This is a genomic window from Agrococcus jejuensis (genome assembly GCF_007679035.1).
Taxonomy (GTDB): domain Bacteria; phylum Actinomycetota; class Actinomycetes; order Actinomycetales; family Microbacteriaceae; genus Agrococcus; species Agrococcus jejuensis_A.
This window is the reverse complement of record NZ_VEFR01000005.1, coordinates 91,229-116,973: the sequence shown is the minus strand read 5'-3', so window position 1 is coordinate 116,973 and position 25,745 is coordinate 91,229. Positions and strand designations below refer to the sequence as shown.

At 74.1% G+C, this 25,745-nt stretch carries 22 protein-coding genes; 21 read left to right on the top strand and 1 reads right to left on the bottom strand.

Features of this window, described 5'->3' with window-relative positions:
• The first annotated feature begins 10 nt into the window (after nucleotides 1-10).
• The 8 genes from FS793_RS14140 (at nucleotide 11) to FS793_RS14105 (ending at nucleotide 8,658) form a co-directional block, all read left to right on the top strand.
• Nucleotides 11-1,171 carry a thiolase family protein gene (locus FS793_RS14140; protein ID WP_144721433.1) on the top strand — a complete coding sequence of 387 codons (1,161 nt, stop codon included), beginning with the start codon at nucleotides 11-13 and terminating at the stop codon, nucleotides 1,169-1,171.
• Between the two features lie 41 nt (nucleotides 1,172-1,212).
• On the top strand, nucleotides 1,213-1,950 hold the full coding sequence (locus tag FS793_RS14135) for an SDR family NAD(P)-dependent oxidoreductase (protein WP_144721431.1): 738 nt from the start codon (nucleotides 1,213-1,215) through the stop codon (nucleotides 1,948-1,950).
• Nucleotides 1,951-2,009: 59 nt separating this feature from the next.
• Nucleotides 2,010-3,212 carry an MFS transporter gene (locus FS793_RS14130; protein WP_144721429.1) on the top strand — a complete coding sequence of 401 codons (1,203 nt, stop codon included), beginning with the start codon at nucleotides 2,010-2,012 and terminating at the stop codon, nucleotides 3,210-3,212.
• A gap of 108 nt (nucleotides 3,213-3,320) precedes the next feature.
• Nucleotides 3,321-4,136, top strand: coding sequence for an aldo/keto reductase (locus FS793_RS14125; protein ID WP_144721427.1), 816 nt, complete (start codon nucleotides 3,321-3,323; stop codon nucleotides 4,134-4,136).
• The gene (locus FS793_RS14120) at nucleotides 4,133-5,092 is read left to right on the top strand and encodes a TetR/AcrR family transcriptional regulator (protein WP_144721425.1); all 960 of its coding nucleotides are present in this window, start codon (nucleotides 4,133-4,135) and stop codon (nucleotides 5,090-5,092) included. The genes FS793_RS14125 and FS793_RS14120 overlap by 4 nt, the downstream gene beginning before the upstream one ends.
• Before the next feature lie 87 nt (nucleotides 5,093-5,179).
• Nucleotides 5,180-6,073, top strand: coding sequence for a DUF4349 domain-containing protein (locus FS793_RS14115; RefSeq protein WP_186329538.1), 894 nt, complete (start codon nucleotides 5,180-5,182; stop codon nucleotides 6,071-6,073).
• 4 nt (nucleotides 6,074-6,077) lie between these two features.
• Complete coding sequence (locus FS793_RS14110; RefSeq protein WP_144721421.1) at nucleotides 6,078-7,340, top strand: trypsin-like serine protease; 1,263 nt, start codon at nucleotides 6,078-6,080, stop codon at nucleotides 7,338-7,340.
• 49 nt (nucleotides 7,341-7,389) lie between these two features.
• Entirely contained in the window at nucleotides 7,390-8,658 is a 1,269-nt protein-coding gene (locus FS793_RS14105) for a maltokinase N-terminal cap-like domain-containing protein (RefSeq protein WP_144721419.1), read from the top strand.
• 22 nt (nucleotides 8,659-8,680) lie between these two features.
• On the opposite strand, the gene FS793_RS14100 is transcribed toward FS793_RS14105, so the two are convergent.
• Nucleotides 8,681-9,022, bottom strand: coding sequence for a histone-like nucleoid-structuring protein Lsr2 (locus FS793_RS14100; RefSeq protein WP_144721417.1), 342 nt, complete (start codon nucleotides 9,020-9,022; stop codon nucleotides 8,681-8,683).
• Nucleotides 9,023-9,149: 127 nt separating this feature from the next.
• On the opposite strand from FS793_RS14100, the gene FS793_RS14095 reads away from it, so the two are divergent.
• From FS793_RS14095 to FS793_RS14035, 13 genes are all read left to right on the top strand, one after another.
• The gene (locus tag FS793_RS14095) at nucleotides 9,150-10,190 is read left to right on the top strand and encodes an LCP family protein (RefSeq protein WP_186329537.1); all 1,041 of its coding nucleotides are present in this window, start codon (nucleotides 9,150-9,152) and stop codon (nucleotides 10,188-10,190) included.
• 250 nt (nucleotides 10,191-10,440) lie between these two features.
• Nucleotides 10,441-11,577: a GNAT family N-acetyltransferase gene (locus tag FS793_RS14090; protein WP_144721413.1), complete on the top strand. Its 1,137-nt coding sequence runs from the start codon at nucleotides 10,441-10,443 to the stop codon at nucleotides 11,575-11,577.
• Nucleotides 11,578-11,633: 56 nt separating this feature from the next.
• Nucleotides 11,634-12,566 carry an LCP family protein gene (locus FS793_RS14085; protein ID WP_186329536.1) on the top strand — a complete coding sequence of 311 codons (933 nt, stop codon included), beginning with the start codon at nucleotides 11,634-11,636 and terminating at the stop codon, nucleotides 12,564-12,566.
• A gap of 15 nt (nucleotides 12,567-12,581) precedes the next feature.
• Entirely contained in the window at nucleotides 12,582-14,528 is a 1,947-nt protein-coding gene (locus FS793_RS14080; protein ID WP_260980177.1) for a polysaccharide biosynthesis protein, read from the top strand.
• Nucleotides 14,525-16,699 (top strand): DegT/DnrJ/EryC1/StrS family aminotransferase, encoded by a 2,175-nt coding sequence (locus FS793_RS16745; RefSeq protein ID WP_144721409.1) that lies wholly within the window; start codon nucleotides 14,525-14,527, stop codon nucleotides 16,697-16,699. Before FS793_RS14080 ends, FS793_RS16745 begins: the two co-directional genes overlap by 4 nt.
• Entirely contained in the window at nucleotides 16,696-17,361 is a 666-nt protein-coding gene (locus FS793_RS16315) for a sugar transferase (protein ID WP_186329535.1), read from the top strand. The genes FS793_RS16745 and FS793_RS16315 overlap by 4 nt, the downstream gene beginning before the upstream one ends.
• A complete protein-coding gene (locus FS793_RS14065; RefSeq protein ID WP_144721407.1) occupies nucleotides 17,358-18,716 on the top strand; it encodes a glycosyltransferase family 4 protein in 1,359 nt (452 codons plus the stop codon). Before FS793_RS16315 ends, FS793_RS14065 begins: the two co-directional genes overlap by 4 nt.
• On the top strand, nucleotides 18,713-19,756 hold the full coding sequence (locus FS793_RS14060; protein WP_144721405.1) for a polysaccharide biosynthesis protein: 1,044 nt from the start codon (nucleotides 18,713-18,715) through the stop codon (nucleotides 19,754-19,756). Before FS793_RS14065 ends, FS793_RS14060 begins: the two co-directional genes overlap by 4 nt.
• Entirely contained in the window at nucleotides 19,756-20,844 is a 1,089-nt protein-coding gene (locus FS793_RS14055) for a polysaccharide biosynthesis C-terminal domain-containing protein (protein WP_144721403.1), read from the top strand. Before FS793_RS14060 ends, FS793_RS14055 begins: the two co-directional genes overlap by 1 nt.
• A 17-nt stretch (nucleotides 20,845-20,861) precedes the next feature.
• The gene (wecB, locus tag FS793_RS14050) at nucleotides 20,862-21,971 is read left to right on the top strand and encodes a non-hydrolyzing UDP-N-acetylglucosamine 2-epimerase (RefSeq protein WP_144721678.1); all 1,110 of its coding nucleotides are present in this window, start codon (nucleotides 20,862-20,864) and stop codon (nucleotides 21,969-21,971) included.
• A gap of 41 nt (nucleotides 21,972-22,012) precedes the next feature.
• Nucleotides 22,013-23,236: a hypothetical protein gene (locus tag FS793_RS14045; RefSeq protein WP_144721401.1), complete on the top strand. Its 1,224-nt coding sequence runs from the start codon at nucleotides 22,013-22,015 to the stop codon at nucleotides 23,234-23,236.
• A complete protein-coding gene (locus FS793_RS14040) occupies nucleotides 23,233-24,594 on the top strand; it encodes an O-antigen ligase family protein (protein ID WP_144721399.1) in 1,362 nt (453 codons plus the stop codon). The genes FS793_RS14045 and FS793_RS14040 overlap by 4 nt, the downstream gene beginning before the upstream one ends.
• Complete coding sequence (locus FS793_RS14035) at nucleotides 24,591-25,742, top strand: glycosyltransferase (protein WP_144721397.1); 1,152 nt, start codon at nucleotides 24,591-24,593, stop codon at nucleotides 25,740-25,742. Before FS793_RS14040 ends, FS793_RS14035 begins: the two co-directional genes overlap by 4 nt.
• Nucleotides 25,743-25,745 lie beyond the last annotated feature (3 nt).

The following is a 25,745-nucleotide window of genomic DNA, read 5'->3' as shown; positions in this document are numbered from 1 at the left end:
GGTTGGGAGCGTGAGCGCCGTCATCGTCGACGTCCTGCGCACCGCATCGGGCAGGGGCAAGCCCGGCGGTGCCCTGTCCGCGTGGCATCCCGCCGCCCTGCTCGGCACGGTCATCGCCGAGCTCGTCGATCGCGCGGGCATCGACCCCGCGCTCGTCGACGACGTGTACGCGGGATGCGTGAGCCAGGTCGGGCAGCAGACGCAGAACGTCGCCCGCACCGCCGCGCTCGCAGCCGGCCTCCCCGTGACGGTGCCGGGCACGACGATCGACCGGCAGTGCGGCTCGAGCCAGCAGGCCATCCACTTCGCCCACGCCGCGATCGCGTCGGGCCTCGCCGAGTGCGTCGTCGCGTGCGGCGTCGAGCTCATGTCGACGCATCCCATCGGCTCCGCCGCCGTCGGGCGCGACCCCATCCCGGGGCAGGTGCGCGGGCGCTTCCCCGGGCTCACGCACCAGGGCGTCGCCGCAGAGCTCGTCGCCGCGCGCTTCGGCATCGGGCGGGATGCGCAGGACGAGTACGCCGCCCGCAGCCACGCCCGCGCCGCCGCCATCGAGTGGGGCGACGAGATCCTGACGGTCGCGGGCATCGACGGCGACCACGGCGTCGACGAGACCGTCCGCCCCGGCACGACCCTCGAGCGCCTCGCCACGCTGCAGCCCGCGTTCCGCACCGATGCGCTCGCCGCCGAGCATCCCGGCCTCGACTGGTCGGTCACGGCCGGCAACGCGTCGCCCCTCACCGACGGCGCCTCCGCCGTGCTCGTCACGAGCGAGGCCTTCGCGGTCGCGCACGGGCTGACGCCGCGCGTGCGCATCGTGGACTCCGTCGTCGTCGGCTCCGACCCCGTCGAGATGCTGTCGGGCGTCATCCCCGCGACCGACCGCATCCTCGACCGGCAGCGCATGCGCATCGACGACGTCGACCTCGTCGAGGTCAACGAGGCGTTCGCCTCCATCCCGCTCGCGTGGCTCGCCGCGATCGGCGGCGACGGCGACCGGCTCAACGCGCGCGGCGGCGCCATCGCCCTCGGGCACGCGCTCGGCTCGAGCGGCACGCGCATCATGACGACGCTCGTGCACGGCCTCGAGCGCTCGGGCACCCGCTACGGGCTGCAGACGATGTGCGAGGGCGGCGGCATGGCCAACGCCACGCTCGTCGAGCGGCTCTGACCCTCACCGCACGACTTCCACCCATCCCACGAGGAGGCTCCATGGACATCGCAGGCACCAGCGCGCTCGTCACCGGCGGCGCGAGCGGACTCGGCGCCGCCACCGCCGCCATGCTGCGGGATGCCGGCGCCCACGTCGTCGTCGCCGACATGCGCGCGAGCGACGCCGAGGGCATCCGCTCCGTCGAGACCGACGTCACCGACGAGCAGCAGGTGCAGCGCGCCGTGGATGCGGCGAGCGAGGCGGCGCCGCTGCGCATCGTCGTGCAGTGCGCGGGCATCGCGACCGCCGAGCGCATGGTCGGCAAGGAGGGGCCGCTGCCGCTCGATCGGTTCTCGCGCGTCATCGCCGTGAACCTCGTCGGCACGTTCAACGTCGCGCGGCTCGCCGCGGCGCGGATGCAGGAGACCGAGGCGGTCGGCGAGGAGCGCGGCGTGCTCGTGCACACCGCATCCGTCGCAGCGTTCGACGGCCAGGTGGGGCAGGCGGCGTACTCCGCGTCGAAGGGCGGCGTCGCGGCGATGACGCTGCCGCTCGCGCGCGAGCTCGCACGCAGCCGCATCCGCGTCATGACGATCGCACCCGGCATCTTCCGCACGCCGATGATGGCCGGGCTGCCGGAGGCGGCGCAGGCGTCGCTCGCCGAGCAGGTCCCGCATCCCTCGAGGCTCGGCGACCCGTCGGAGTACGCGGCGCTCGTGCGCCACGTCGTCGAGAACCCGATGCTGAACGGCGAGACGATCCGCCTCGACGGCGCGATCCGCATGGCGCCGCGCTGAGTCGCGACGCGGGCTGACTGCACCCAGCAGACGGCCAGACGCGGGATAGGATCGCGGGCATGCGCGCGTACGGGGAGGTCCTGCAGGCTCCCGGCGTCGCACGCATCATGACGGCGCAGCTCGTCGCCCGGTTCCCGCAGGGCATGTACTCGCTCGGCCTGCTGCTGCACGTCGAGCGCACCTTCGACTCGTACGCCGCCGCAGGCCTCGTGCTCGCCGCGCTCTCGATCGGCCAGGGCGTCGCGGGCCCGCTGACGACGCGGTGGATGAGCCGCTGGGGCACCCGCCCGGTGCTGCTGCTCACGCTCGTCGTCGCCGCCGCGAGCATCCTCACGATCGCGCTCGTGCCGCTGAGCCTGCTCGCCATGACGGGCATCGGCGCCATCGCGGGCCTCGCGATGCCGCCCATCACCCCTGCCGTGCGCACGCTGTACCCGACGATGGTGACGCAGCGGCTGCTGACGAGGCTCTTCAGCCTCGACGCGACGCTGCAGGAGATCATCTGGGTCGTCGGCCCCGTCGCGATCACGTTCATCTCGACGCAGGTCGGCACGGTCGAGGGCCTCGTGACGGCGGCCGCGGTGCAGCTGCTCGGCGGGCTGTGGTTCATCCTCTCCCCCGAGGTCGGCCGCATGCGCATCCCGCCATCGGCGAAGCGCATCGGCGGCGTGCTGCGGAAGGTGCCCGTCGTGCTCGTCGTCGTCACGGGCATGCTGCTCATCGGCGGCTTCGCGGCGTCGGAGGCCGCGGTCGTCTCGGTGTTCGGCCACGACGGCTTCGAGGCGGGCATGGTCATCGCCGCGAACGCGTTCGGCTCGCTCGTCGGCGGCCTCGCGCTCGGCGGCGTCACGATCCACCGCCGCTCGCTCGCGATCCGCATCGCCGTGTGCGCCGTCGGCTTCGGCCTCGCCTGCCTCATCCTCGACTTCTGGTGGCTCGCGCTCATGTTCTTCCTCGCCGGCATCGGCATCGCGCCGGCGCTCTCGGCGATGTCGTCGATCGTCGCCGCGACCGTGAAGTTCTCGGACACCCCCGAGGCGTACGGATGGATCGGGTCGGGCCAGCTGATCGGCGCGGCCGTGGGCTCTGCGGTCGCAGGCATCCTCATCGACTGGCAGGGGCCGATCGGCGGCTTCGCCGTGGCCTTCGTGCTCGCGTCGGCGGCGGCGATCGTCGCGTGGGCGCTGCGCTCGCGGCAGCCCGACCTCACGCAGGGCATCGGCGAGCCGCCCGAGACGGCGCCGGTCGAGCTGCCGCGCTGACCGCGCGGCATCCGGGTCGCACGCGCCGGGCGACCCGGTGGCTCGCGCGAGCGCAGCGCGCGCCTCGCGGGACGCACCCCGCGCAGCGGTCTACGCCAGGATGGGGGCATGGTCGCCCATCTGCCCCTGCTCGACGGCTCGAGCATCCCCGCGATCGGCCTCGGCCTCTACAAGGTGCCGCCCGCCGAGACGGCGCGCGTCGTGGCCGACGGCCTCGCAGCCGGGTATCGGCTCATCGACGGCGCCCAGATGTACGACAACGAGGCCGCGATGGGCGCGGCGGTGCGCGACAGCGGCATGCGCGACGAGCTGCAGGTCGTCACGAAGTTCTGGGGCGACCCCGTGCAGTCGTACGACGCCGTGCTCGCCGACTTCGCCGCGTCGGAGGAGCGCATCGGCCTCGACGTGATCGACGGCTACATGATCCACTGGCCGCGCGCGCCGCGCGGCACGTTCGTCGAGACGTGGCGCGCGTTCCAGACCCTGCGCGACGAGGGCCGCGTGCGCTGGATCGCGGTCGCGAACTTCGGCGAGGCGGAGCTGCAGACGCTCTTCGACGAGACGGGCGAATGGCCCGTCGTCAACCAGGTCGAGTCGCACCCGTGGCTGCCGCAGCACGCCCTGCGCGCCTTCCATGCCGCGAACGGCATCGTCACGCAGGCGTGGAGCCCGCTCGGTCGCGGCCGCCTGCTCGACGACCCGACGCTCGTCGCGATCGCCGCCGAGGTCGACGCGAGCCCCGCCCAGGTCGTGCTGCGCTGGCACCTGCAGCTCGGCGGAGCAGCGGCACCCAAGTCGATGCACGCGTCGCGCCTCGCCGAGAACATCGCCGAGATCCCCGCGCTCTCGAGCGAGCACCTCGCCCGCATCGCCGCGCTCGAGTCGGGCGTGCGCACGGGCACGGCGCCCGAGGATCGCCCGTGAGCGGGCCATCCTCGGCGCCGGCACCCGGCGCCCCCGCGCTCCCCCACGCCGTCGCGATCGCGTGGGGCGTCGCCGAGCTGCCGCAGCGCGGCCCGAAGCGCGAGCTGTCGACCGAGCGCATCGTCGAGGCGGCGATCGTCATCGCCGACGCCGACGGCATCGACGCCGTGAGCATGGGACGCGTCGCGACGGCGCTGGGCTTCACGCCCATGTCGCTCTACCGCTACGTCACGGGCAAGGACGACCTGCTGCTGCTCATGGTCGACCGTGCGTCGGAGATCCACTCGCCGCCCACCGATGGCGGCTGGCGCACCCGCCTGCGCACGTGGGCGACGTCGGTCCGCGCCGCGTACCAGGCGCATCCGTGGCTCACGAGCATGCCGCCGTCGGCGACGCCCACGACCCCGAACCGCCTCGCGATCCTCGACGGCGCGCTGGGCGCGATGGACGAGCTGCGCCTGCCCGACGAGTCGAAGGTCTCGATCGCGCTGCTGCTCATGGGCTACATCGGCCTGTTCGGCGAGTCGGGCCACGAGACGCGCATCGACGACGACATGCGCGGGGCGCTGCGCGAGCTCGTCACGGTCGAGCGCTTCCCGCATCTCGCAGGTGCCGTGCAGGACGGCATCCTCGACGAGCCGCTCGCGAGCACCGACCGGGCGTTCTTCTTCGGCCTCAACCGGCTGCTCGACGGCCTGCAGGCGTGGATGGACCACGGTGGTCACGACGACGCCGCGATCGATCGCATCCCGCCCGCCGTCGTCGCCGACCGCAAGGTGAAGGATGCGATGAAGGCGGTGCGCGAGGCGGAGGCGCGGCTCGCGGAGGCCAGGCGCGAGGCGCAGAGGATCGCCGAGCGGGCCATCGAGCGCGAGGCCGCCGCCGAGGAGCGCACGCGCGAGCGCGAGGCGAAGGCGCAGGAGAAGGCGGACGCGAAGGCGCGCAAGCGGTCCTGAGGACCACGGACGCCGCGTCCGTCGGACGTGCGAATGCCCGCCTCGGTTGGGCTGCGGCGCGCGGGGGCCGCGGCCTACCGTGCGAGCATGCGCACCATCGCTCCCCTCGCCGCGGCAGTCGCGACCCTGCTGCTGGCCGGCTGCGCCTCGACGCAGTCCGGCACCTCCGCGGAGTCCGCTCCGCAGCCCATGCCCGCCGTCGAGCAGGGGTCGCCCGACGTCGCGTCGTCGGGCGGCGGCGGGTTCGACGCATCCCAGCCCGCCGTCGACGCCGACGGCCAGTCGGTCATCGTGACCGGCTGGGTGTCGATCGTCGCCGAGGCGCCCATCGAGGCGGCCGACGCGGCCGCCGACCTCGCGACCGCCGCGGGCGGCTCGGTGTCGTCGCGGTCGGAGTCGGCGGGCGCCGACGACGTGCCCGAGCGCGCCGAGCTCACGTTGCGCGTGCCCGCCGATCGGGTCGACGCGATGCTCGACGACCTGCGCGGCGTCGGCGACGTGCGCGACGTCGACGTGTCGAGCATCGACGTCTCGCAGCAGGTGCAGGACCTCGACGTGCGGGTCGCGTCGACGCGCGCGTCGGTCGACCGCCTCACGACCCTGCTCGCGACGGCGGCCGACACCGAGACCCTGCTCGAGATCGAGGGGCAGCTGACGGCGCGCACGACCGAGCTCGAGTCGCTGCTCGCCCAGCAGTCGTCGCTCGCCGACCAGGTCGCGCTGTCGACCATCACGGTGTCGATCGCGTCCGAGGCGATCGCACCGAGCGAGCCTGCGACGTTCCTCGACGGCCTGGCCGCCGGCTGGGGCTCGCTCGTCGCGGCGGCAGGCGCGGTGGCGATCGCGGCAGGCGCCGCGCTGCCGTGGCTCGCGGTGCTCGCGATCCCCGTGGTCGTCGTCGTGGTGGTCGCACGGCGTCGCACCGCGCGACCGTCCCCCAGCGCGCCTGCGCGAGGGGACGCCGCGTCGCCCATAGCATGACCGCGTGAGACGTGCGACCTCCTGGGTGACGCTCGCGGCGGCACTGCTCGTCGCTCCCCTCGTCGCGCCCGTCGCGGCGACCGCGGTCCCGGCCGCGCCCGCGGCCGCATCCGCCGATCCGCTCGAGACGCAGCGCACGCAGCTCGCGGTGCTCGACGACGTCGCGCGATGGGATGCCCTGCAATCGGTCTCGCACCTCGGCTCCACCGCGATCGTGCCCGAGACGGGCGCCATCACGATCGGCTGGGTCGGCGACGTGCCCGAGGCCGTGCGCGCGCTCGCCGTCGCCGACGGCATCACGGTCTCGTTCGTCGCCGAGGCGCAGAGCGCCGCGGCGCTGACGTCGGGACTGCTCGACGCCGCGGCATCGCTGCCGAGCGACGCGCCCCTCGCATTCGAGGTCGACGGCGAGGCGGTCACCGTGGCGGTGCCGACGCCCGAGGCCGCCGAGGCGGCCGGCGTCGAGGCGCTGCCGCTCGACGCCGCGGGCATCGCTGCCATCGAGGATGCGGTCGCCGACGCGACCGAGGCCGACGTCGACGTGGCCGTCGAGGCCGTCGACGCCGTGCCCGACACGACCGCGAGGCGCGGCGACGTGCAGGACCTGCTCGGCGGATCGACGTACGCGACGCGACTGCCGTCGGGCGCGAACCAGTGGTGCACGAGCGGCTTCCAGGCCGTGTCCGGGCACTTCCAGCACTTCATCACCGCAGCGCACTGCAGCAACTGGGCCGACGGCCTCAGCGTGCTCGCCTCCGGAGGCCAGACGCTCGGCGTGACGACGGGCGCCGACGTGCTCGTGCGCGGCGCCGACTCGCACGACCTCCAGCTCGTGCGCCTCGGGCTCGACGTGCGCAACCGCCCCGACATCTACACGAGCGACTCGACGTCGCTGCGGATCAGCGGCTGGCTGCGCTCGCTGCCCGCAGGCACGTACCTGTGCAAGTCGGGCACGACGTCGGGCAACGCGTGCAACCTGCAGGTCACGGGCCCCGGCGTCGCCTGCTACGCGCTGGCTTCGGGCGGCGCGCAGTGCGTCGACATCGTGCGCGTCTCGTCGACGAGCGGCACGGCCTTCTGCCTCGGCGACTCGGGCGGCCCCGTCTACACGTGGGGCGACGGCGGCTCCGCGCTCGCCGCCGGCGTCGTGAGCGGCGTGCGCCTGGCAGCCGCCGGCGACCGCTGCTCGACCCTCGGCTACGTCGCGCCGATCGCCGACCTCATGCGCGTCATCCCCGGCGTGCAGCTGCGCGCCATCACGTTCTGACCTCGCGCAGCCCCTTGCGACGGCGCGAGCCGCTCGCAAGGGTGGATGCATGCCCTTCGACCCGCATGCCGTGCTCGCCGCGATCGCCGAGTGGGCGCCGGGCAGGCGCTGGTACCCGCTGAAGGGCGGCGACGAGACGCTGACGCTCGAGGCCCTGTTGCCCGTCGCCGACGACGTGGCGGTCGCGATCGTGCGCGCAGGCACCGCGACGCTGCAGGTGCCGTTCGCGATGCGCGACGAGCCGGGCGAGGCGCCGATCGGCGTCGTCGACGGGCGATGGCTCGTCGACGCGACGCACGACGCTGCGGCGCTGCAGGCGATGCTGCGACCCTCGGAGGCCATCGCCATCGAGGGGGACGTGCCGCACGCGTCGACCGTGCGCGTCATCGCGGGCGAGCAGTCGAACACGTCGGCGATCGGCGCCGCCGAGCCCGCGTGGATCGCGAAGGTCTTCCGCGTCGTCGACGACGGCGAGCATCCCGACGTCGTCGTGACGGGCGCGCTCACGCGCGCGGGCTGCGATCGCGTGCCTGCGCTCATCGCGGCCTCGCACGCGACGTGGACCGCCGACGGCATCGAGCGCTCGGCCGGCCTCGCCGCGGTGTCGGAGTTCGTGGCCGACGCCGACGACGCGTGGACCCTCGTGCGCGACGACGCGGTGCGCGCGCTGCTCGGTCGGCCGCGCGACGACCTCGCGCTCGACGACCTGGGCCGCGCCGTGGCGCAGGTGCACGTGGCGCTCGCCGAGACCCTCGGCGCACGCGGCACCGACCAGCAGGCGTCGGATGCGTTCGTCGCCACGCTGCGCGAGCGCGCCGCGTGGGCGCGTGCGCAGTCCCGCGGCGCGCTCGCGCACCTCGACGCCGCGATCGACGCGCACGTGCGCACGCTCGACGCCGTGCGCGTGGGGCTCGTGCAGCGCATCCACGGCGACCTGCACCTCGGGCAGGTGCTGCGCGAGCCGAGCCGCGGCTACCTGCTGCTCGACTTCGAGGGCGAACCATTGCGACCGCTCGCCGAACGACTGCTGCCGGAGCCGACCGAGCGCGACGTCGCGGGCATGCTGCGCTCGTTCGACTACGCCGCCGGCTCGGCGGCCCTCGAGGCGGGCGTCGACGTCGCAGCTGCTGCCGACTGGTACGCCACGACCGAGGCGGCGTTCCTCGCCGGCTACCGCTCGGTGCGCGGCGAGGGCGATGCCGCCCTCATCCGCGCGCTGCTCGTCGACAAGGCGCTGTACGAGGTCGTGTACGAGGTGCGCAGCAGACCCGACTGGGTGCCCATCCCGCGATCGGCGCTCGAGCGCCTGCTCGCGTGATCGCGAGCGCGATCGATCGCGGTCAGCGAGCCTCGTAGGCCTCGACGACGTTCGCGGGGATGCGTCCGCGCGTCGCGACCTGATGGCCGTTCGCGGCAGCCCACTCGCGGATCGCCTGCACGTCCTTCGAGGCGCGCGACGAGCCCGAGCGACGCGGGCTCGATGCACGACTCGTGGCCGAGACGCGCCGCGAGGCGGCGATCCAGGGCTCGAGCGCCTCGCGCAGCTCGTCGGCGTGCTCGTGCGTCAGGTCGATCTCGTACTGCGCGCCGTCGAACGCGAACGCGACGGTCCGACCCGCGCCATCTGCGAGCCGCTCTCCGGAGATGTCGTCGACGATCTCGACGATGGTCTGCTTTGCCATGGATGAATGCTATTCGCAATGCCGCGAGAATGGAAATGCGAATGCGAAATGCGTCGAATTTCCTGGGGCATTCCCACGTGCATTCGCATATGAGGAGACGCAAAGCCGCTCACCATACGATCGACGGATGAGCATGGACGAGCACGCAGCCGACGCCACCACGGGCCGACGACGACGCGCGCCGTGGTCGCGCCGCCGCAAGGTCGTCGTCGGCATCGCCTCTGCGCTCGTGCTCGCGCTCGTCGCCACCATCGGCGTCTTCGCCATCCGCCTGCAGACGTCGTCGGCAGGCGTCGAGCGCGTCGAGGAGGCCTTCCCCGACGAGTCGGTGCGGCCCGACGCCGACGACGCCGGTGCGCTCAACTACCTGCTGCTCGGCAGCGACTCGCGCGGCGAGGGCGGCTCGCTGCTCGACTCGCTCGGCGATCGCGCGGACACGATCCTGCTCGTGCACGTGCCGCCGGACCGCCAGACCGTGCAGATCATGTCGATCATGCGCGACTCGTGGGTCGACATCCCGGGCTACGGCATGTCGAAGATCAACGCGGCGCTCTCGTACGGTGGCGTGCCGCTCATGGTGCAGACGGTCGAGCAGCTCATCGACCAGCGCATCGACGACGTCGCCATCATCGACTTCGCGGGATTCGAGGGCCTCACGGATGCGCTCGGCGGCGTGACCGTGCAGAACGAGGTCGCGTTCTCGGCGGGCCACTCGGGGCCCATCCACTCGTTCGAGGCCGGCGAGATCACCCTCGACGGCGCCTCGGCGCTCGACTACGTGCGCGAGCGGTACGCGTTCTCCGACGGCGACTACCAGCGCGTGCGCAACCAGCAGGCGTACATGCGCGGCCTGCTCGACGCTCTGCTCGAGCCCTCGGTCGTGGCGAACCCCGTCGCGATCACCGACCTCGTCGAGGTCATGGCCCCGTACATGGCGACGACCGACGGCCTCACGACGACGGGCGTGCTCGGCATCGCGGCGGAGTTCGTCGGCGCCGGCGTGCCCGAGGTGCGCACGTTCACGATGCCGACGACCGGCGTCGGCACCGTGGGGTCGCAGTCGGTCGTGCTCGTCGACGATGCCGCGCTGCAGCTCGTGCGCGAGGCGTTCGCCGCCGAGTCGATGACCGACTTCGTGGCTCCGGAGCCGGTCACGACCACCCCGTAGCGCCGATCCGCGCTGGGAGCGCGCTGAGCACTGCTCGAGCGCGCCGGGCGGACGACGGGGTACGGCGTCCCCTATCGGTTGCATCGTTCCGGGATGCCTGAACCTCCGGAATCGACCGGTTTGTACCCTCTGCCCGATGAAGCCCGTTCCGGCTGCCATGGTGTGCGCAGCCGTGATGGGCTGAGCATCTCTCAGACGCAGAGCTGCCGCCCTCCACGCCGGACGCGAAGGGGGCTTCGCCGTGCAGGACATGACCGACGTGCGAGCTCGGGTGCTGACCGAGGTCGATGCAGACGCAGGCGCGCGCATCGAGGCACCGCGCCTGCCGTGGCGCTCGCCGATCGCGACGACGACGGGGCTGCGCAGCCTCGACGCCGCGAACCCGAGCGACCGCGCCGTGTGGCTGCGCCGCTGGCGCGCGACGGGGCGCGAGCCGTTCGCGCACCCCGTGCTCGGCGAGGTGTTCGCCGCCGGCGACGACCGCGTCGTCGCCATCACCTCCGACGCCGGCGTGCTGCTGCCGCTGCGACTGCGCCCCATCCCGGGCACCCGCGGCCTGCTCGACGCCACGGGTCCGTACGGCTTCGGCGGCGCCTACCGCCCGCAGGGCTCGCCGAGCAGGCAGCCGGAGTTCTGGACGGCGTTCGCCGCCTGGGCGCAGCGGCATCGGGTCGTGACGGCGTTCGCGCGCATGCACCCGTTCGGCGACGAGGTCCTCGCGCCGCCCAGCGCCGCGCTCGTGGACCGCAGCGTCACGGTCGTGCGCTCCGTGCTCGACGACGACGACGCCGTGCTCGCCGACGCCGACCGCAAGGTGGGCAAGAACGTGCGCCGCGCCATCGCCGACGGCGTGCAGGTGCACGTGACGACGTCGACCGACGGCTTCGAGGACTTCGCCCGCATCTACGCGGCCACGATGGATCGGCGCGCGGCGAGCGCCGCCTACCGCTTCGACGAGGCGTTCTTCGAGCGGATCCACCTCGAGCTCGCCGGCAGCCTCGCCTACGCCTACGCGACGCTCGACGGCGTGGTCGTGTCGGCCGAGCTCGTGCTGCACTCCGATCGCCACGCCTACTCGTTCCTCGGCGGCACCGACGCGGCCGCCTACGCCTCCCGCCCCAACGAGCTGCTGAAGCTCGCCGTCGTGCGCTGGTGCCGCGAGCGCGGCATCGCCGACTACGTGCTCGGCGGCGGCGCGACGTCCGGCGACGGCATCGAGCGCTACAAGCGCGCCTTCGCGCCGCGCGGCGTGCAGCCGTTCCGCACCCTCGAGCTCGTGCTCGACGCCGACGAGGAGGCGCGCCTCTCGCACGGCTGCGAGCGGGGCTCCTTCCCCGCGTACCGCGGCGCGACCGGGGCCGCAGCGACGACCGGGGGGCGAGCGTGATGCCGCTGCGCGCCTCCCACACCCGTCTGCGACGACGCGTCGTCGCTGGGATCGCCGTGGGCCTCGTCCTCACCGCCGTCGCGGTCGTCGGCACGACCACCGCGCGCGTCGGCGCAGCGATCGAGCGCATCGAGCGCGTGCCCGACGCCTTCCCGGCCGAGTCCACGCGCCCGGCACCCCATCCCGTCGGCACCGTCGCCCCGCGCAACTACCTGCTGCTCGGCAGCGACTCGCGCGGCGAGGTCGGCTCGCCGCTCACGAGCCTCGGCGACCGCGCGGACGCCATCCTGCTCGTGCACGTGCCCGCCGATCGCGAGACGGTGCAGGTCATCTCGATCATGCGCGACTCGTGGGTCGACATCCCCGGCGTCGGCATGGCGAAGATCAACGCCGCGCTCGCGTACGGCGGCGTGCCGCTCATGGTGCAGGTCGTCGAGTCGCTCGTCGGCCAGCGCATCGACGACGTCGCCATCGTCGACTTCGCCGGCTTCGCGGCGCTCACCGACGCCGTCGGCGGGGTCACGGTGCAGAACGACGTGGCGTTCTCCGTGCTCGACGCGCACTTCGCGCAGGGCGCGATCACGCTGACCGGCGCCGACGCCCTCCCGTACGTGCGCGAGCGCTACGCGTTCCCCGACGGCGACTACCAGCGCGTGCGCAACCAGCAGGCGTACCTGCGCGGCCTGCTGGCCGCGATCCTGCAGCCGTCGACGCTCGCGAACCCGTGGGCCGTCGCGGGCCTCGTCGACGCCATGTCGCCCTACCTCGCAGCCACCGACGGGCTGTCGGCGCAGGCCGCCGTGCAGCTCGCCGCCGAGCTGGCGTCGGCGGGCACGCCCGAGGTCTCGACCTTCACCCTGCCGACGGCGGGCACGGCCACGATCGGCGACCAGTCTGTCGTGCTGCTCGACGCCACGGACGTCGCGGTCGTGCAGGCCGCGCTGCAGCAGGACTCCATGACGGGCTTCGTGCCCCCGGCAGAGCGCTAGCGAAGGGATGCAGCGATGAGCACGATGCGAACGGCCACCACGGCGAGGACGCCGCGCCGTGCGGAGCTCGCCGACGCCGCCACCCACCTGCGCCGCCTCGTGGAGCGCGTGCTCATGCGCGACGGCGTCGCGCGGCCCGTGCCGTCGATCGTGGGCGACGCGCTCGCGTGGACCATCGCGATGCCCATCGCGATCTGGCTGCGCGAGGACCTCGTGCTCGGCTGGCTGCGCCCGCTCGCCCTCGTCGGCGTCATCGCCGCCGTCGTGCTCGCGCAGGTGCTGGTCGGGCACGCCGTCGGGCTCTACCGCGGCAGGCACGGCTACGGCAGCGCCGAGGAGGTCGCGACCGTCGTGGGGGTCGCCACCGCGGCGACCCTGCTCGTGGGCGCCCCGCTGCTCGTGCTCGCGCCGGCGCTGGGCCTCCCCCGCACGGCGCTCGTCATCGCCGCACCCATCGCGCTGCTGCTCATGGCCGGCACCCGCTACGCCCTGCGCGTCCTGCTCGAGAGCGCCCACCGGCCGACGCCCACGGCGCAGCCTGCGCTCATCCTCGGCGCCGGCTACGCGGGCACGCACCTCGTGCGACGCATGCGCACCGACGAGCACTCCCCGCTGCGCGCCGTCGGCCTCGTCGACGACGACGCCAGGCTGCGCGGCGCCACGCGCTGCGGCGTGCGGGTGCTGGGCACCCGCGCGGACCTCGCGCGCATCGTCGCCGACACGGGCGCCTCGCGGCTCGTCGTCGCGATCGCCCGCGCCGACGCGGCGCTGCTCGGCGAGATCGAGGCGCAGACGAGCGCGCTCGGCGTCGAGGTGCTCGTCATGCCGCCGTTCGCCGACATGATGCGCGGCACGGCGCAGGTCACCGACCTGCGTGCCCTGCGCATCGAGGACATCGTCGGGCGTCGTCCCATCGACACCGACGTCGAGCGCGTCGCGGGCTGCGTCACGGGCCGCCGCGTGCTCGTGACCGGCGCGGGGGGATCGATCGGTGCCGAGCTGTGCAGGCAGCTCGCGAAGTGGTCGCCCGCCGAGCTCATCATGCTCGACCGCGACGAGTCGGCGCTGCAGGCCGTGCAGCTCGACGTGCACGGCAACGGCCTGCTGGCGACGCGCGACGTCGTGCTCGCCGACGTGCGCGACGAGCAGGCGATCGCCGAGATCTTCGCCGATCGTCGCCCCGAGGTCGTCTTCCACGCGGCAGCGCTCAAGCACCTGCCGATGCTCGAGCAGTACCCCGACGAGGGGTGGAAGACCAACGTGCTCGGCACGCGCTCGGTGCTCGCCGCCGCCGAGGCCGTCGGCGTCGAGACGTTCGTGAACATCTCGACCGACAAGGCCGCGAACCCCACGAGCGTGCTGGGGCACTCCAAGCGGCTCGCCGAGCGCCTCACGGCTGCGACCGCCGCACGCGCCCGGGGACGGTTCCTGTCGGTGCGGTTCGGCAACGTGCTCGGCAGTCGCGGCTCGATGGTGCCCGTGTTCGCCGCGCTCATCGAGGCCGGCGGGCCGCTCACCGTCACGCATCCCGACATCACGCGGTACTTCATGTCGATCCCCGAGGCGTGCCAGCTCGTCGTGCAGGCCGCCGCCATCGGCCGACCGGGCGAGGTGCTCATCCTCGACATGGGCGAGCCCGTGCGCATCCTCGACGTCGCCAAGCGCATGATCGCGATGTCGGGCAAGCCCATCGACATCGTCTTCACGGGGCTGCGCCCGCACGAGAAGCTGCACGAGGAGCTCATCGGGCCCGACGAGTGCGGCGAGCGGCTGCTGCACCCGCTCATCACGCAGGCGCCCGTGCCGCCGCTCGCGCACGACGACCTCGACAAGGACGCGTGGGATGCGCGCTGGCGCCGCACGCCGTCGCCGTCGACCACCCCCGCGCCCGTCGCCGCCCGCGCGATCGCGCCCGTCGGTGCCGTGTCCCGCTTCCTCGACCGGACGGAGACCCTCCGATGAGCCCGCGCATCCTGCTGTCCGCCCCCGACGTCGGCGCCGCCGAGGAGCGCGCGGTCGTCGCCGCGCTCCGCTCGGGATGGGTCGCCCCGCTGGGGCCCGACGTCGACGCCTTCGAGCGCGAGCTCGCCGCGCGCGTCGGCGTCGCGCACGGCGTCGCCCTCTCGTCGGGCACCGCGGCGCTGCACCTCGGCCTCCTCGCCCTCGGCGTGCAGGCGGGCGACCGCGTCGTGACGTCGTCGATGACCTTCGCCGCCACGGCGAACGCCATCGCATACGTCGGCGCGCATCCGGTCTTCGTCGACTCCGATCCCGAGACCGGCAACCTCGACGTCGGCCTGCTCGCCGAGGCGATGGCGACGCTCGAGCGCGAGGGCACGCCCGCCCGCGCGATCGTGCCCGTCGACCTGCTGGGCCGCGTCGCAGACCACGACGCCATCGAGGCCATCGCGGCGCGGCACGGCGCGCGCGTGCTCGTCGACGCCGCCGAGTCGCTCGGCTCGATGCGCGACGGCCGGCCCGCGGGGTCGTGGGGCGACGCGTCCATCGTCTCGTTCAACGGCAACAAGGTCATGACGACGTCGGGCGGCGGGATGCTGCTCACCGACGACCGTGCGATCGCCGACCGCGTGCGGCACCTCGCGACGCAGGCCCGCATGCCCGTCGAGCACTACGAGCACGACGAGGTCGGCTACAACTACCGGCTGTCGAACCTGCTGGCCGCGCTCGGCCGCGCGCAGCTGCAGCGCCTGGACGCCATGATCGCCAGGCGTCGCGCGATCCGCGCCCGCTACCGCGCCGTCGTGGCCGGCATCGACGGCCTCGCGCTGCTGGGCGACGGCGACGGCGACGACAACGCGTGGCTCACCGCCGTGCTCGTCGATCCCGCCGCCGCGCTCGTCGACGCCGGCGCCGTGCGCCGCGTCCTCGACTCCCGCGGCATCGAGACGCGACCGCTGTGGAAGCCCATGCACCTGCAGCCCGCGTTCGCCGGCGCTCGCGCGTTCACGACGGGTACGAGCGAGCGGCTCTTCCGCACGGGCATCGCGCTGCCGAGCGGCTCGGCGCTCGACGACGCGAGCATCGACCGCGTCGTCGAGGCGCTGCGCGCCGCCGTCGCGCCGCGCTCGTGCCGGCGTCCCATCGGCTCCGACTTCCCCCTCGACGTCGCCATGAGCGCCGCGCGCCCGCGGCGACGCCCGTGGAGCGACACGACCGTCATGGTCGAGACGGGCAGGCAGGCGATCGCCGCGATCGTCACGGTGCTCGAGCGATCGGGCGCGAGCCGCATCGCCGTGCCCGCGTTCGTGTGCGACAGCATGCTCGCCCCGATCCGGGCCCGAGGATGGCGCATCCACGACTACCCCGTGCTCGACGACCTCTCCCCCGACCTGTCGGTCGCGCGTCGCATGGCCCAGGCCGGTCGGGTGGATGCCGTGCTCGTCATGCGGTACTTCGGCGCCGCCCCGACCTTCGCCGAGCTCTCCGACGTCGCGGCCATCCGCGCGACCGGCGTCGCCGTCATCGCCGACGAGACGCACCTGCCGTTCTCGATGAACCAGTGGGGCGCCGACTTCGCCTACGCGAGCCTGCGCAAGGTGCTGCCGACGACCGACGGCGCCTACCTGCACATGCCCGCAGGCACCGAGGTGCCGATGCTGCGCCGCGCACGCGAGACCGGCAGGTACGCGGCGATGGCGTCGTTCGACTCACGGCGCGGCATCACGCAGCACTCTCGCATCATGCTCGACGCGTCGATGGCGCTCATCGAGCGCGACGCCGCGCCGCGCCGCATGAGCAGGCGCGGTCGGTCGCTGCTCGACACGCTCGACCTCGACGCGATCGCCGAGCGGCGCATCGCGAACGCCCGCGCGCTCGCCGCCGCGCTCGACGACGTCGGCATCGCGACGGCCGTGCCCGTGCGGTCGCTCGAGGTGCCCTCGCACCTGCCCGTGCGGGTCGCCGACCCCGTCGCGACCCAGGCGGCCCTCGCGCGCGCCGAGGTGTACTGCCCCATCCACTGGCCGAGGCCGCAGGGGTTCGCGACGCAGGAGGCGTGGCCCGACGACCTGCTGTCGCTGCCGGTCGACCATCGCTACGACCACGTCGACATGCAGCGCATCGCCCAGGAGCTGCAGCACGCGGCGTTCGACCTCGCGGGGGTGACGCGATGAGCCCCTCGCGCTACCTCGCGGTGCGCGCCGTCACCGACCGCATCGTCGCAGGCACGGCGCTCGTCGTGCTCTCGCCGCTCATGCTCGCGATCGCGGCGTCGATCCTCGTCGCGATGGGCAGGCCCGTGCTGTTCCGCCAGCGACGCGTCGGCACGGGCGGCGAGGACTTCTCGATCGTGAAGTTCCGCACGCTCGTGCGCGACGCCGAGCGCCTCGGGGCCGGCTACGTGCTGCCCGGCATGGACCTCGTGCCGCCGCTCGGCCACGTGCTGCGGTCGACGAGCCTCGACGAGCTGCCGCAGCTGTGGAACATCCTCGTCGGCGAGATGGCCTTCGTCGGGCCGCGCCCCGCGATGCGCGACCAGTACGAGCGCTACACCGACCGGCAGCGCGGCCGCGTGTCGGTGCCGCAGGGCGTCACGGGCCTCGCGCAGGTGCGCTACCGCGACGCCGCCACCTTCTCCACGCGCATCGAGGCCGACCTCGAGTACGTCGCGACCGTGAGCCTGCGCACCGACGTGCGCCTGCTCGTCGCGACCATCAGCGCGGTGACCCGGCACGACGGCATCGTGCAGCACCAGACGCCCGAGGACATCGACGACCTCGGCGATCGCAGGACCAGCGTCGCACCCGACGCGACCACCGAGGGGAAGAGCAGATGACCGCCACCATGCAGCTCGCCGACGCACCCGCCGGCCGCCGACTGCGCGTGCTCGTCGTGACCCAGTACTACTGGCCGGAGCACGCCTTCATCCCGACGCTCCTCGCCGAGGAGCTGCAGCGTCGCGGCCACCACGTGCGGGTGCTCACGACCTTCCCCAACTACCCCACCGGACGCCTGCCCGACGGCCAGCGGCAGCGGCCGCACGTCGTCGAGACCGTGCGCGGCGTGCGGGTGCACCGCGTGCCGATGGTGCTCGACCGGTCCGAGCGCACGCTGGCCAGGGCAGCGAGCTACGCGAGCTTCGCGCTGTCGAGCGCGCTGTGGGGTCGGCTCGGGATGTCGGCCGACGTCGTGTACGTGTACGCGACGCAGATGACCCCGGCGCTCGGCCCCGCCGTGTGGCGTCGCAACGGCGGTCCGCCGTTCGTGCTGCACGTGCAGGACCTGTGGCCCGACGCCATCGTGGGCGCCTCGTTCGTGCGCTCGGGAGCCGGCAAGGCCATCGCAGGCTCGCTCGAGCCGCTGCTGCGCCGCGCATACCGCGAGGCGTCGGCGACCATCGGCATCTCCGCCGAGATGGCCGCGACGCTCGTCGAGCGCGGCGCGCCCCGCTCGCGCGTGCACGCCGTGTCGAACTGGGCCTGGGAGCGCGAGGCGCCCGCGCCGGAGCGCAGGCACAAGCGCGGTCGCCGCTCGACCTCGTTCCTCTACGCGGGCAACCTCGGCGACGCGCAGCAGCTCGACGAGGTGCTGCGCGCCGCCGCCATGGTCGACGGCGATCCGCGCTTCTCGCTCGACGTCTACGGCTCCGGCAGCGCCGAGCATCGCCTCCGGGCGCTCGCGACGCTGCTGGGCCTGCGCTCGGTGCGGTTCCGCGGCCGCGTGTCGGCCGAGACGATGTCGGAGGTCTACCGCGACCACGACTTCCAGGTCGTGCCGCTGGCCGAGACGCCCGCGCTGCGCGCCGCGGTGCCGTCGAAGCTGCCCGCGAGCCTCATGCACGGACTGCCCGTCGTCGCCTCGGCGCAGGGCGCCGCGGCCGACCTCGTGGCCGAGCACGGCGCGGGCATCGTGGCGGCGAGCGCCGATGCGCAGGGCATCGCCGACGCGTTCCGCGAGGCGATGGATCTCGACGACGCCGAGCACCGCGCCATGTCGCGCCGCGCGCGATCGGCCTACGAGCGGTCGATGTCGCTCACGGCAGGCGTCGACGCGATCGAGACGATCCTGCGCAACGTCGTGCGCGAGGAGACCCTGCGACCCGGCGCCGCCCGCGGTCGCCCGAACCCGAGCGGCACCGGCGGCCGCACCCCGTCGCGATCCGCGGCACGAGCGAAGGCGAGCCACCGATGACGTCAGGGCACGAGGACGCGACGGTCCTCATCACGGGAGGCACGGGCTCCTTCGGTCGCACGGTCGCGGCACGTCTGCTGCGTGACGGCGTCGGCCAGGTGCGCATCCTGAGCCGCGACGAGGCGAAGCAGGACGACATGCGCCACGCGATGGGCGACGATCGGCTGCGGTTCTACCTCGGCGACGTGCGCGACGAGGGCAGCGTCGACAAGGCGATGCGCGGCGTCGACCACGTGTTCCACGCGGCCGCGCTCAAGCAGGTGCCGTCGTGCGAGTTCTTCCCCATGGAGGCGGTGCGCACGAACGTGCAGGGCAGCGAGAACGTCGTGCGCTCCGCCGACCGTGCCGGCGTGCGCTCGGCCGTCTTCCTCAGCACCGACAAGGCCGTCTACCCCGTGAACGCCATGGGCATGAGCAAGGCGCTCATGGAGAAGGTCGCGCGCTCGCACGGCCTCAACAACCCGACGACCGCGACGACGATGGCGTGCGTGCGCTACGGCAACGTCATGTACTCGCGCGGCTCCGTCATCCCGCTGTTCCTGTCGCAGATGCGCGCGGTCAAGCCCATCACGATCACGAATCCCCACATGACGCGGTTCATGATGTCGCTCGCCGACTCCGTCGACCTCGTCGAGTTCGCCTTCCACAACGCCAGGCAGGGCGACCTGTTCATCCGCAAGGCGCAGGCGTGCACCATCGCGGACCTCGCCACGGCGATGCTGCGGCTGTTCCGGTCGGACTCGCAGATCGAGATCATCGGCACGCGGCACGCCGAGAAGGTGTCGGAGGCGCTCGCGAGCCGCGAGGAGCTGTCGAAGGCCATCGACATGGGCGACTACTTCCGCATCCCCCTCGACTCGCGCGGCCTCGACTACGAGCTGTACGTGGCCGAGGGCGACGCCAGGCAGGCGGAGTTCCTCGACTACGACTCGCACACGGTGCCGCGCATGACCGTCGAGGACGTCGAGGAGCTGCTGCTGACGCTGCCCGAGATCCGTGCGGAGCTCGCGCTCGCTGGCCTGATGAGCAGCCGGGTGTGATGCGCGTCGCGGTGACGGGCGCGGGCGGCTTCCTCGGGCTGCACGTGCGAGGGGCGCTGCTCGAGGCCGGCGTCGAGGCGGTGCCCGTCGCGCTCGGCGAGCGCTTCGACGAGCGCGCGGCCCTCGCCGCCGTCGACGGCGCGGATGCCGTGCTGCATCTCGCGGGCGTGCATCGTGCGCCCGAGGCGCTCGTGCGCGACGGCAACCGCCTGCTGGCGAGGCAGCTCGCACGCACGGTGCTCGACGTGCCGACGCCGCCGCGCACCGTCGCCTACGCGAGCACGACGCAGGTCGGCAACGGCTCGGCGTACGGCGAGGCGAAGGAGCAGGCGGGCGACCTGGTGCGGGCCGCGGCCGATGCCGTCGGAGCGCGGTTCGTCGACCACCGGCTGCCGAACCTGTTCGGCGAGCACGGCCAGCCGTTCACGAACTCCGTCGTCGCGACGTTCTGCCATCTCCTCGCCACCGGCGGCCGCCCCGAGGTGCACGAGGACCGCACGCTCGACCTGCTGCACGCGCAGGATGCCGCCGACCTGCTGCTCGGCGACGCCGCAGCGGCCGACCGCGTGCACCGCGCGAGCGTGACGGGCGTGCTCGCGCGCCTCGAGCGCATCGCCGCCGCCTACGCCGTCGGCGAGGTGCCCGACATCGCCGAGCGCCTCGACCGCGATCTCTTCAACACGTACCGCTCGCACCTCGTCGCCCGGCGTCCGTCGATCCGGCTCGCGAGCCGCGCCGACGAGCGCGGCGCGTTCATCGAGCTCGTGCGCGCCCGCGGCGGCAGCGGCCAGGCGTCGATCTCGACGACGGCGCCGGGAGTGACGCGCGGCGATCACTTCCACCGCCGCAAGTTCGAGCGCTTCACCGTCGTGTCGGGCCGCGCCGTCATCCGCCTGCGTCGCATCCTCACGGCCGACGTCGTCGCGATCCGCGTCGACGGCGACGAGCCCGTGGCCGTCGACATGCCCACGCTGTGGAGCCACAGCATCGAGAACGTCGGCGACGGCCCGCTGCACACGAGCTTCTGGACCGACGACCTCTTCGACGCCGCGAAGCCCGACACGATCCCGGAGCGGGTGCTGCCGTGAGCGAGCGCATCAAGGTCATGACGGTCGTCGGCACCAGGCCCGAGGTCATCCGCCTCGCCGCGACGATGCGACTGCTCGACCGCATCGCCGACCACGTCGTCGTGCACACGGGGCAGAACTACGACTACGAGCTCAACGAGCTGCTCTTCGAGGACCTCGAGCTGCGCCGCCCCGACCGCTTCCTCGACGCCGACACGTCGTCGCTCGGCGCCGCGCTCGGCACGATCCTCGCCCGCATCGAGGTCGCGATCCGCGAGGAGCAGCCCGACGCGATGCTCGTGCTCGGCGACACGAACAGCTGCATCGCCGCCGTCATGGGCAAGCGCATGCGCGTGCCCGTCTTCCACATGGAGGCCGGCAACCGCGCGTTCGACGAGAACGTGCCGGAGGAGACGAACCGCAGGCTCGTCGACCACGTCGCCGACTACAACCTCGCCTACACCGAGCACGCGCGCCGCAACCTGCTCGCGGAGGGGCTGCATCCGTCGCGCATCCTCGTGACGGGCTCGCCGATGCGCGAGGTGCTCGACCAGAGCCGCGAGCGCATCGCGACGAGCGACGTCGTCGCGCGCCAGGGACTCGTCGCCGGCGGCTACCTGCTCGTGAGCCTGCACCGCGAGGAGACGGTCGACGACCCCGCTCGGCTGCGCCAGGCGCTGCAGGCGCTCGACGCCCTCGCGATCGAGCACGACATGCCCGTGCTCGTCTCGACGCATCCGCGCACCCGCAAGCGGCTCGCCGACCAGGAGCCCGAGCTGCAGCGCAGGCTCACGCTGCATCCGCCGTTCGGATTCCACGACTACGTGGCCCTGCAGCGGTCGGCCCTCGTCGTGCTGTCGGACAGCGGCACGATCGGCGAGGAGTCGAGCATCCTGGGCTTCCCCGCCGTCACGCTGCGCGACGCGATCGAGCGACCGGAGGCCCTCGACGTCGGCGCGCTCGTGACGTGCGGCGTCGACCCCGACGGCGTCGTGGAGGCCGTGCGGGCGACGCTCGCGATGCACGACGCCATGGGGCCGCCGAGCGCGCCCGCCGACTACGGGCCCGACGACGTGTCGCGGCGGGTCGTGTCGTTCATCCTCTCCAGCACGCGATCGCACCGGGCGCGCGCGGGCCTGCGACGGTGATCGTGGTCGCGCCGCCGCGGGCACCGAGCATCGCGCGCTCGGTGAGCACGACGCTCGTCGACCAGGCCGCGTCGAGCGGCGCGAACCTGCTCATGGTCGTCGCGGTGGCCCAGCGGCTCGCGCCCGACGCGTTCGGCGCGTTCGCGATCGCGTACGCGGGCCTCGTGCTCGTGCTCGCGTGCTGTCGCGCGTGGCTGGGGCTACCGCTCGCGCTGTCGACGTCCGCGGATGCGACCGAGCGGCGCAGGCTGCTGGGCGGCGCGTGCCTGCTCGTGCTCGCCGCGGCACCGCTGATCGTCGGGGGCATCGGGTTCGCGCTGCCCGGCGTGCTCGCGCTCGTCGGCACGACGACGTCGGCGTCGACGGCGCTCGCGGTGGCCGTGGCAGCGCTGCTCGCGTGCCTGCAGGACCTCGCGCGCTACGCCGCGGTCGCCGACGATCGGCCCGGCCGCGCGCTCGCCTCCGATCTCGTGTGGCTCGTCGGCGTCGCGCTGCTGCTCGCCGCGCCGGTCGCGCTCGACGAGCGTCAGGTCATGCTGGCGTGGTTCGCCGTGATCGCGGCGAGCGCGGCGACGGGGCTCGTGCTCACGCGGCCGATCCTCTCGCTGCGGCACGCGAGCGCGCTCGTGGAGCGCGGCGGCGGCGCTCGGGGCGGGTCGACGATCGTCGCGCTGCTCGCGAGCGGCACGGCGCTCGCCCTCTCGACGCTCGTCGGCGCGGCGTTCGGGGCAGCCGCGAGCGGCAGCCTGCTCGGCGCCGGCACGCTGCTCGGACCCGTGAACCTGCTGCTCGCGCTGCTCGACCTCGCGGTGCTCGGCCGCATCGTGGGGCTGCCCCCGCCGCGTCGTCGCCACGTGCTCGTGCGCGTGCTCGCCGCGCTGTGGGTCGTGCAGCTCGCGTGGACCCTCGTGCTGGTCGCGCTGCCGAGCGCGGTCGGCGAGGCGGTGCTCGGCGCGACCTGGCCGGGGGCGCATGCGCTCGTGGCGCTCGTGAGCGTCGAGTACGCCGTCGCCGCTGCCGTGGCCGTCGTGTCGCTCGACCTCAAGGTGCGCGACGTCGGCGGCGCCATGGTGCTCGCGCGCGTCGCGGCGGGCGTCGTCGTGCTCGGCGGCACCGCGATGCTCGCGGCGCTCGCCGCACCGGTCGTCGCCGTGCCGCTCGCGATGCTCGCGGGCACCGTCGCGGCCCTCGCCATCGTGCTCGCGGGCGTCGTCCGCGCACCGGAGCGCCTCCATCGGCGCACGATCGCGAGGGCCGCCTCGTGAGGGTCGATCGCAGGATCGCGCTCGAGGCGATCGCCGTCGGGCTCGTCGGCGCCGTCCTGGCCGCCGTGGGGCTCGGGCCCGCTGCGCTCGTCATCGCCGGCGCGGTCGCCGCATGCGCGTGGCTGGCGAGGCAGGGGCTCTTCCGATTCGCCCTCGGGCTCGTCGTCATCACGACCCTCGGAGCCGCCTCGTCGGTCGAGCTCTGGGCGTCGGCGTCGACGTACGGCCGGCTCGTGGCCCTCGGGCTGCTCGCGATCGCCGTGCTGCGCGAGCCCACGGCATCCGACGCCCCGACGGCCTCGCAGCGCTGGGTGCTCGGGGCCCTCGTGGCCATCGCGGCCACGGCGACGGCGACGACGCTGTGGTCGATCGACGTCTCGACGACGCTCGAGCAGGTCGTGCTGCTGTGGACGATGATCGTGATCGCCGGCGTCGCGTCGCGCCGTCGGTGGCGCACGGTCGACGTCGTCGTCGGCGACGTGCGCGTCATGGTGGCGGTCATCGCCGTCGTGCTGCTCGCAGGGCTCGCCGGGCACGCGCTCGGGGTCGTGCCCCTGCCCTACGGCGGCCGGTTCCAGGGCCTCATGGCGAACCCGAACATGGCCGCGCAGGTGGGCACGCTCGCGATCTTCCTCGCGCTCGCGGTGCTGCGCCGCCGCCGCTCGTGGAGCGCCCTGGCGTGCATCGCGGCGTCGGGCGCGACGATCCTGCTGTCGGAGTCGCGGACCGCGATCGTGGCCGTCGTGATCGGCGTCGTGTGGATGGCGGTGCTCGCGGGAGCGCGAGGGCTCGTCGCCGTCGTGGGCCTGGGCATCGCGGGCCTGTGCGCGGCGACGCTGCTGGGCCCGAGCCCGCTGCAGCTCGCGCTCGGACGCTTCGGCGAGGTCACGGCCGGCGACGGGCTCTCGGGCCGCAGCTTCATCTGGGCGGCCGGCCTCGACGCGGTCGGCGACCGCATGCACGGCTGGGGCTGGGGCACGAGCGATCTCGTGCTCGCCGGCGCATACCGGGCCGGCGCGACGCGCGAGCTCGCGCTCACCTTCCACAACAGCCTGCTGCAGGTCGCCGTCGAGGGCGGCGTGCTCGCGGCGGTGCTGCTGCTCGTGGCCTACGCCGGCATCGTCGTGCCGATGCTGCGCACGCGGCGCTCGAGCGTCGCCGCCGCACTGTCGGGGCTCGCGGTGGCGGGCATCGTCGCGCAGATGTCGGAGTCGGGAGTGTTCGGCACCGGCCAGGTGTTCCCGTACCTGTTCTGGTTCGGGGTCTGCGCGCTGCTGGGGCTCCACGCCGCCGGGCGCGGCGACGCCGGCGGCGTCGGCCTGCCCGCCGACGGCGCTGCGCGGATGGTGGCGCGATGAGCGGGGCGGCGCACGTGCGCCTGCGCGTGCTCGTCTCCGCACCGCTGTTCCCGCCGGCGTTCCGCGGCGGTGGGCCCATCCGCACGCTCGCGGCCCTCGTCGAGACGGCACCGCACGACGTCGCGGTCGCCGTCGTGTGCGGCGACCGGGACCTCGGCGCGGCCGAGCCGCTGCCCGTGCCGCGCCGCGACTGGCTGCCGCAGGGCCGCGCGCGCATCCGCTACGTCGATCGCCGTCGACCCGACGCGGTGCTGCGCGCGCTCGCCAGCTCGCCGCCGCCCGACGTCGTCTACGTCAACGGCCTCTTCGATCCCGTCTTCTCGATGCTCGTGCGGGCGTGGGCTCGACGCCGCGGGCTGCAGGTGCTGCTCGCGCCGCGCGGCGAGCTCGCGCCGGCTGCGCTGGCGATCCGGGGCGGGCGGAAGCGGGCGTTCCTGCGCGTCGCCGCCGCCTCCGGGCTCGACGCCGGCGTCGTGTGGCACGCGTCGTCGGAGCGCGAGTCGCGGGACATCCGCGCGGCGGTCGGCGACGACGCGACGGTGCTCGTGCGCGAGGACGACCACGCGCTGCCGCGCCACGCCTCGCGCGCGGCCGCACCGCCTGGCCCGCTGCGGCTCGTGTTCGTGAGCAGGCTCGTGCCCAACAAGGGCCTCGACGTGCTGCTGGAGGCCCTCGCGCTCGTCGACGAGCCCTGGACGCTCGACGTGCACGGGATCGCCGAGGATGCCGAGCACGCCGAGCGCTGCCGGGCGCTGGCCGAGGCTCCCGGGATGCGCGGCCGGGTGGCGTTCCACGGGCCGCTCGAGCCGCACGAGGTGCGCGACGCGTTCGCGGAGCACGACCTGTTCGCGTTCCCCACCGCCTTCGAGAACTTCGGCCACGTGATCGCCGAGGCGCTGTCGGTGGGCTGCCCCGTGCTCGCACCGGACACGACGCCCTGGACGCCCCGGCTGGACGCCGGCGCCGGCGGCGTCGTCGACTCGCTCGAGCCCGCGGCCTGGGCCGACCGCATCCGCGCGTGGGCGAGCGCCGACGCGACGGAGCGCACGACGCGTCGCGAGGCTGCGGCCGACGCGTACGACCGCTGGCGCGACGACGCCGCGCCGCACGTGCTCGCGATGCTGCGGGATCGCGTGGGCGGCGCCTGACGC

Excerpts from the sequence above, each read along its gene's own strand:
- FS793_RS14065 (WP_144721407.1), top strand. The coding sequence starts at position 17,358 with ATGACCGCCACCATGCAGCTCGCCGACGCACCCGCCGGCCGCCGACTG.
- FS793_RS14125 (WP_144721427.1), top strand. The coding sequence starts at position 3,321 with ATGGTCGCCCATCTGCCCCTGCTCGACGGCTCGAGCATCCCCGCGATC.
- FS793_RS14095 (WP_186329537.1), top strand. The coding sequence starts at position 9,150 with ATGAGCATGGACGAGCACGCAGCCGACGCCACCACGGGCCGACGACGA.
- FS793_RS14080 (WP_260980177.1), top strand. The coding sequence starts at position 12,582 with ATGAGCACGATGCGAACGGCCACCACGGCGAGGACGCCGCGCCGTGCG.
- FS793_RS14135 (WP_144721431.1), top strand. The coding sequence starts at position 1,213 with ATGGACATCGCAGGCACCAGCGCGCTCGTCACCGGCGGCGCGAGCGGA.
- FS793_RS14090 (WP_144721413.1), top strand. The coding sequence starts at position 10,441 with ATGACCGACGTGCGAGCTCGGGTGCTGACCGAGGTCGATGCAGACGCA.
- FS793_RS16745 (WP_144721409.1), top strand. The coding sequence starts at position 14,525 with ATGAGCCCGCGCATCCTGCTGTCCGCCCCCGACGTCGGCGCCGCCGAG.
- FS793_RS16315 (WP_186329535.1), top strand. The coding sequence starts at position 16,696 with ATGAGCCCCTCGCGCTACCTCGCGGTGCGCGCCGTCACCGACCGCATC.
- FS793_RS14105 (WP_144721419.1), top strand. The coding sequence starts at position 7,390 with ATGCCCTTCGACCCGCATGCCGTGCTCGCCGCGATCGCCGAGTGGGCG.
- wecB (WP_144721678.1), top strand. The coding sequence starts at position 20,862 with ATGACGGTCGTCGGCACCAGGCCCGAGGTCATCCGCCTCGCCGCGACG.
- FS793_RS14035 (WP_144721397.1), top strand. The coding sequence starts at position 24,591 with ATGAGCGGGGCGGCGCACGTGCGCCTGCGCGTGCTCGTCTCCGCACCG.
- FS793_RS14060 (WP_144721405.1), top strand. The coding sequence starts at position 18,713 with ATGACGTCAGGGCACGAGGACGCGACGGTCCTCATCACGGGAGGCACG.
- FS793_RS14100 (WP_144721417.1), bottom strand. The coding sequence starts at position 9,022 with ATGGCAAAGCAGACCATCGTCGAGATCGTCGACGACATCTCCGGAGAG.
- FS793_RS14130 (WP_144721429.1), top strand. The coding sequence starts at position 2,010 with ATGCGCGCGTACGGGGAGGTCCTGCAGGCTCCCGGCGTCGCACGCATC.
- FS793_RS14115 (WP_186329538.1), top strand. The coding sequence starts at position 5,180 with ATGCGCACCATCGCTCCCCTCGCCGCGGCAGTCGCGACCCTGCTGCTG.
- FS793_RS14055 (WP_144721403.1), top strand. The coding sequence starts at position 19,756 with ATGCGCGTCGCGGTGACGGGCGCGGGCGGCTTCCTCGGGCTGCACGTG.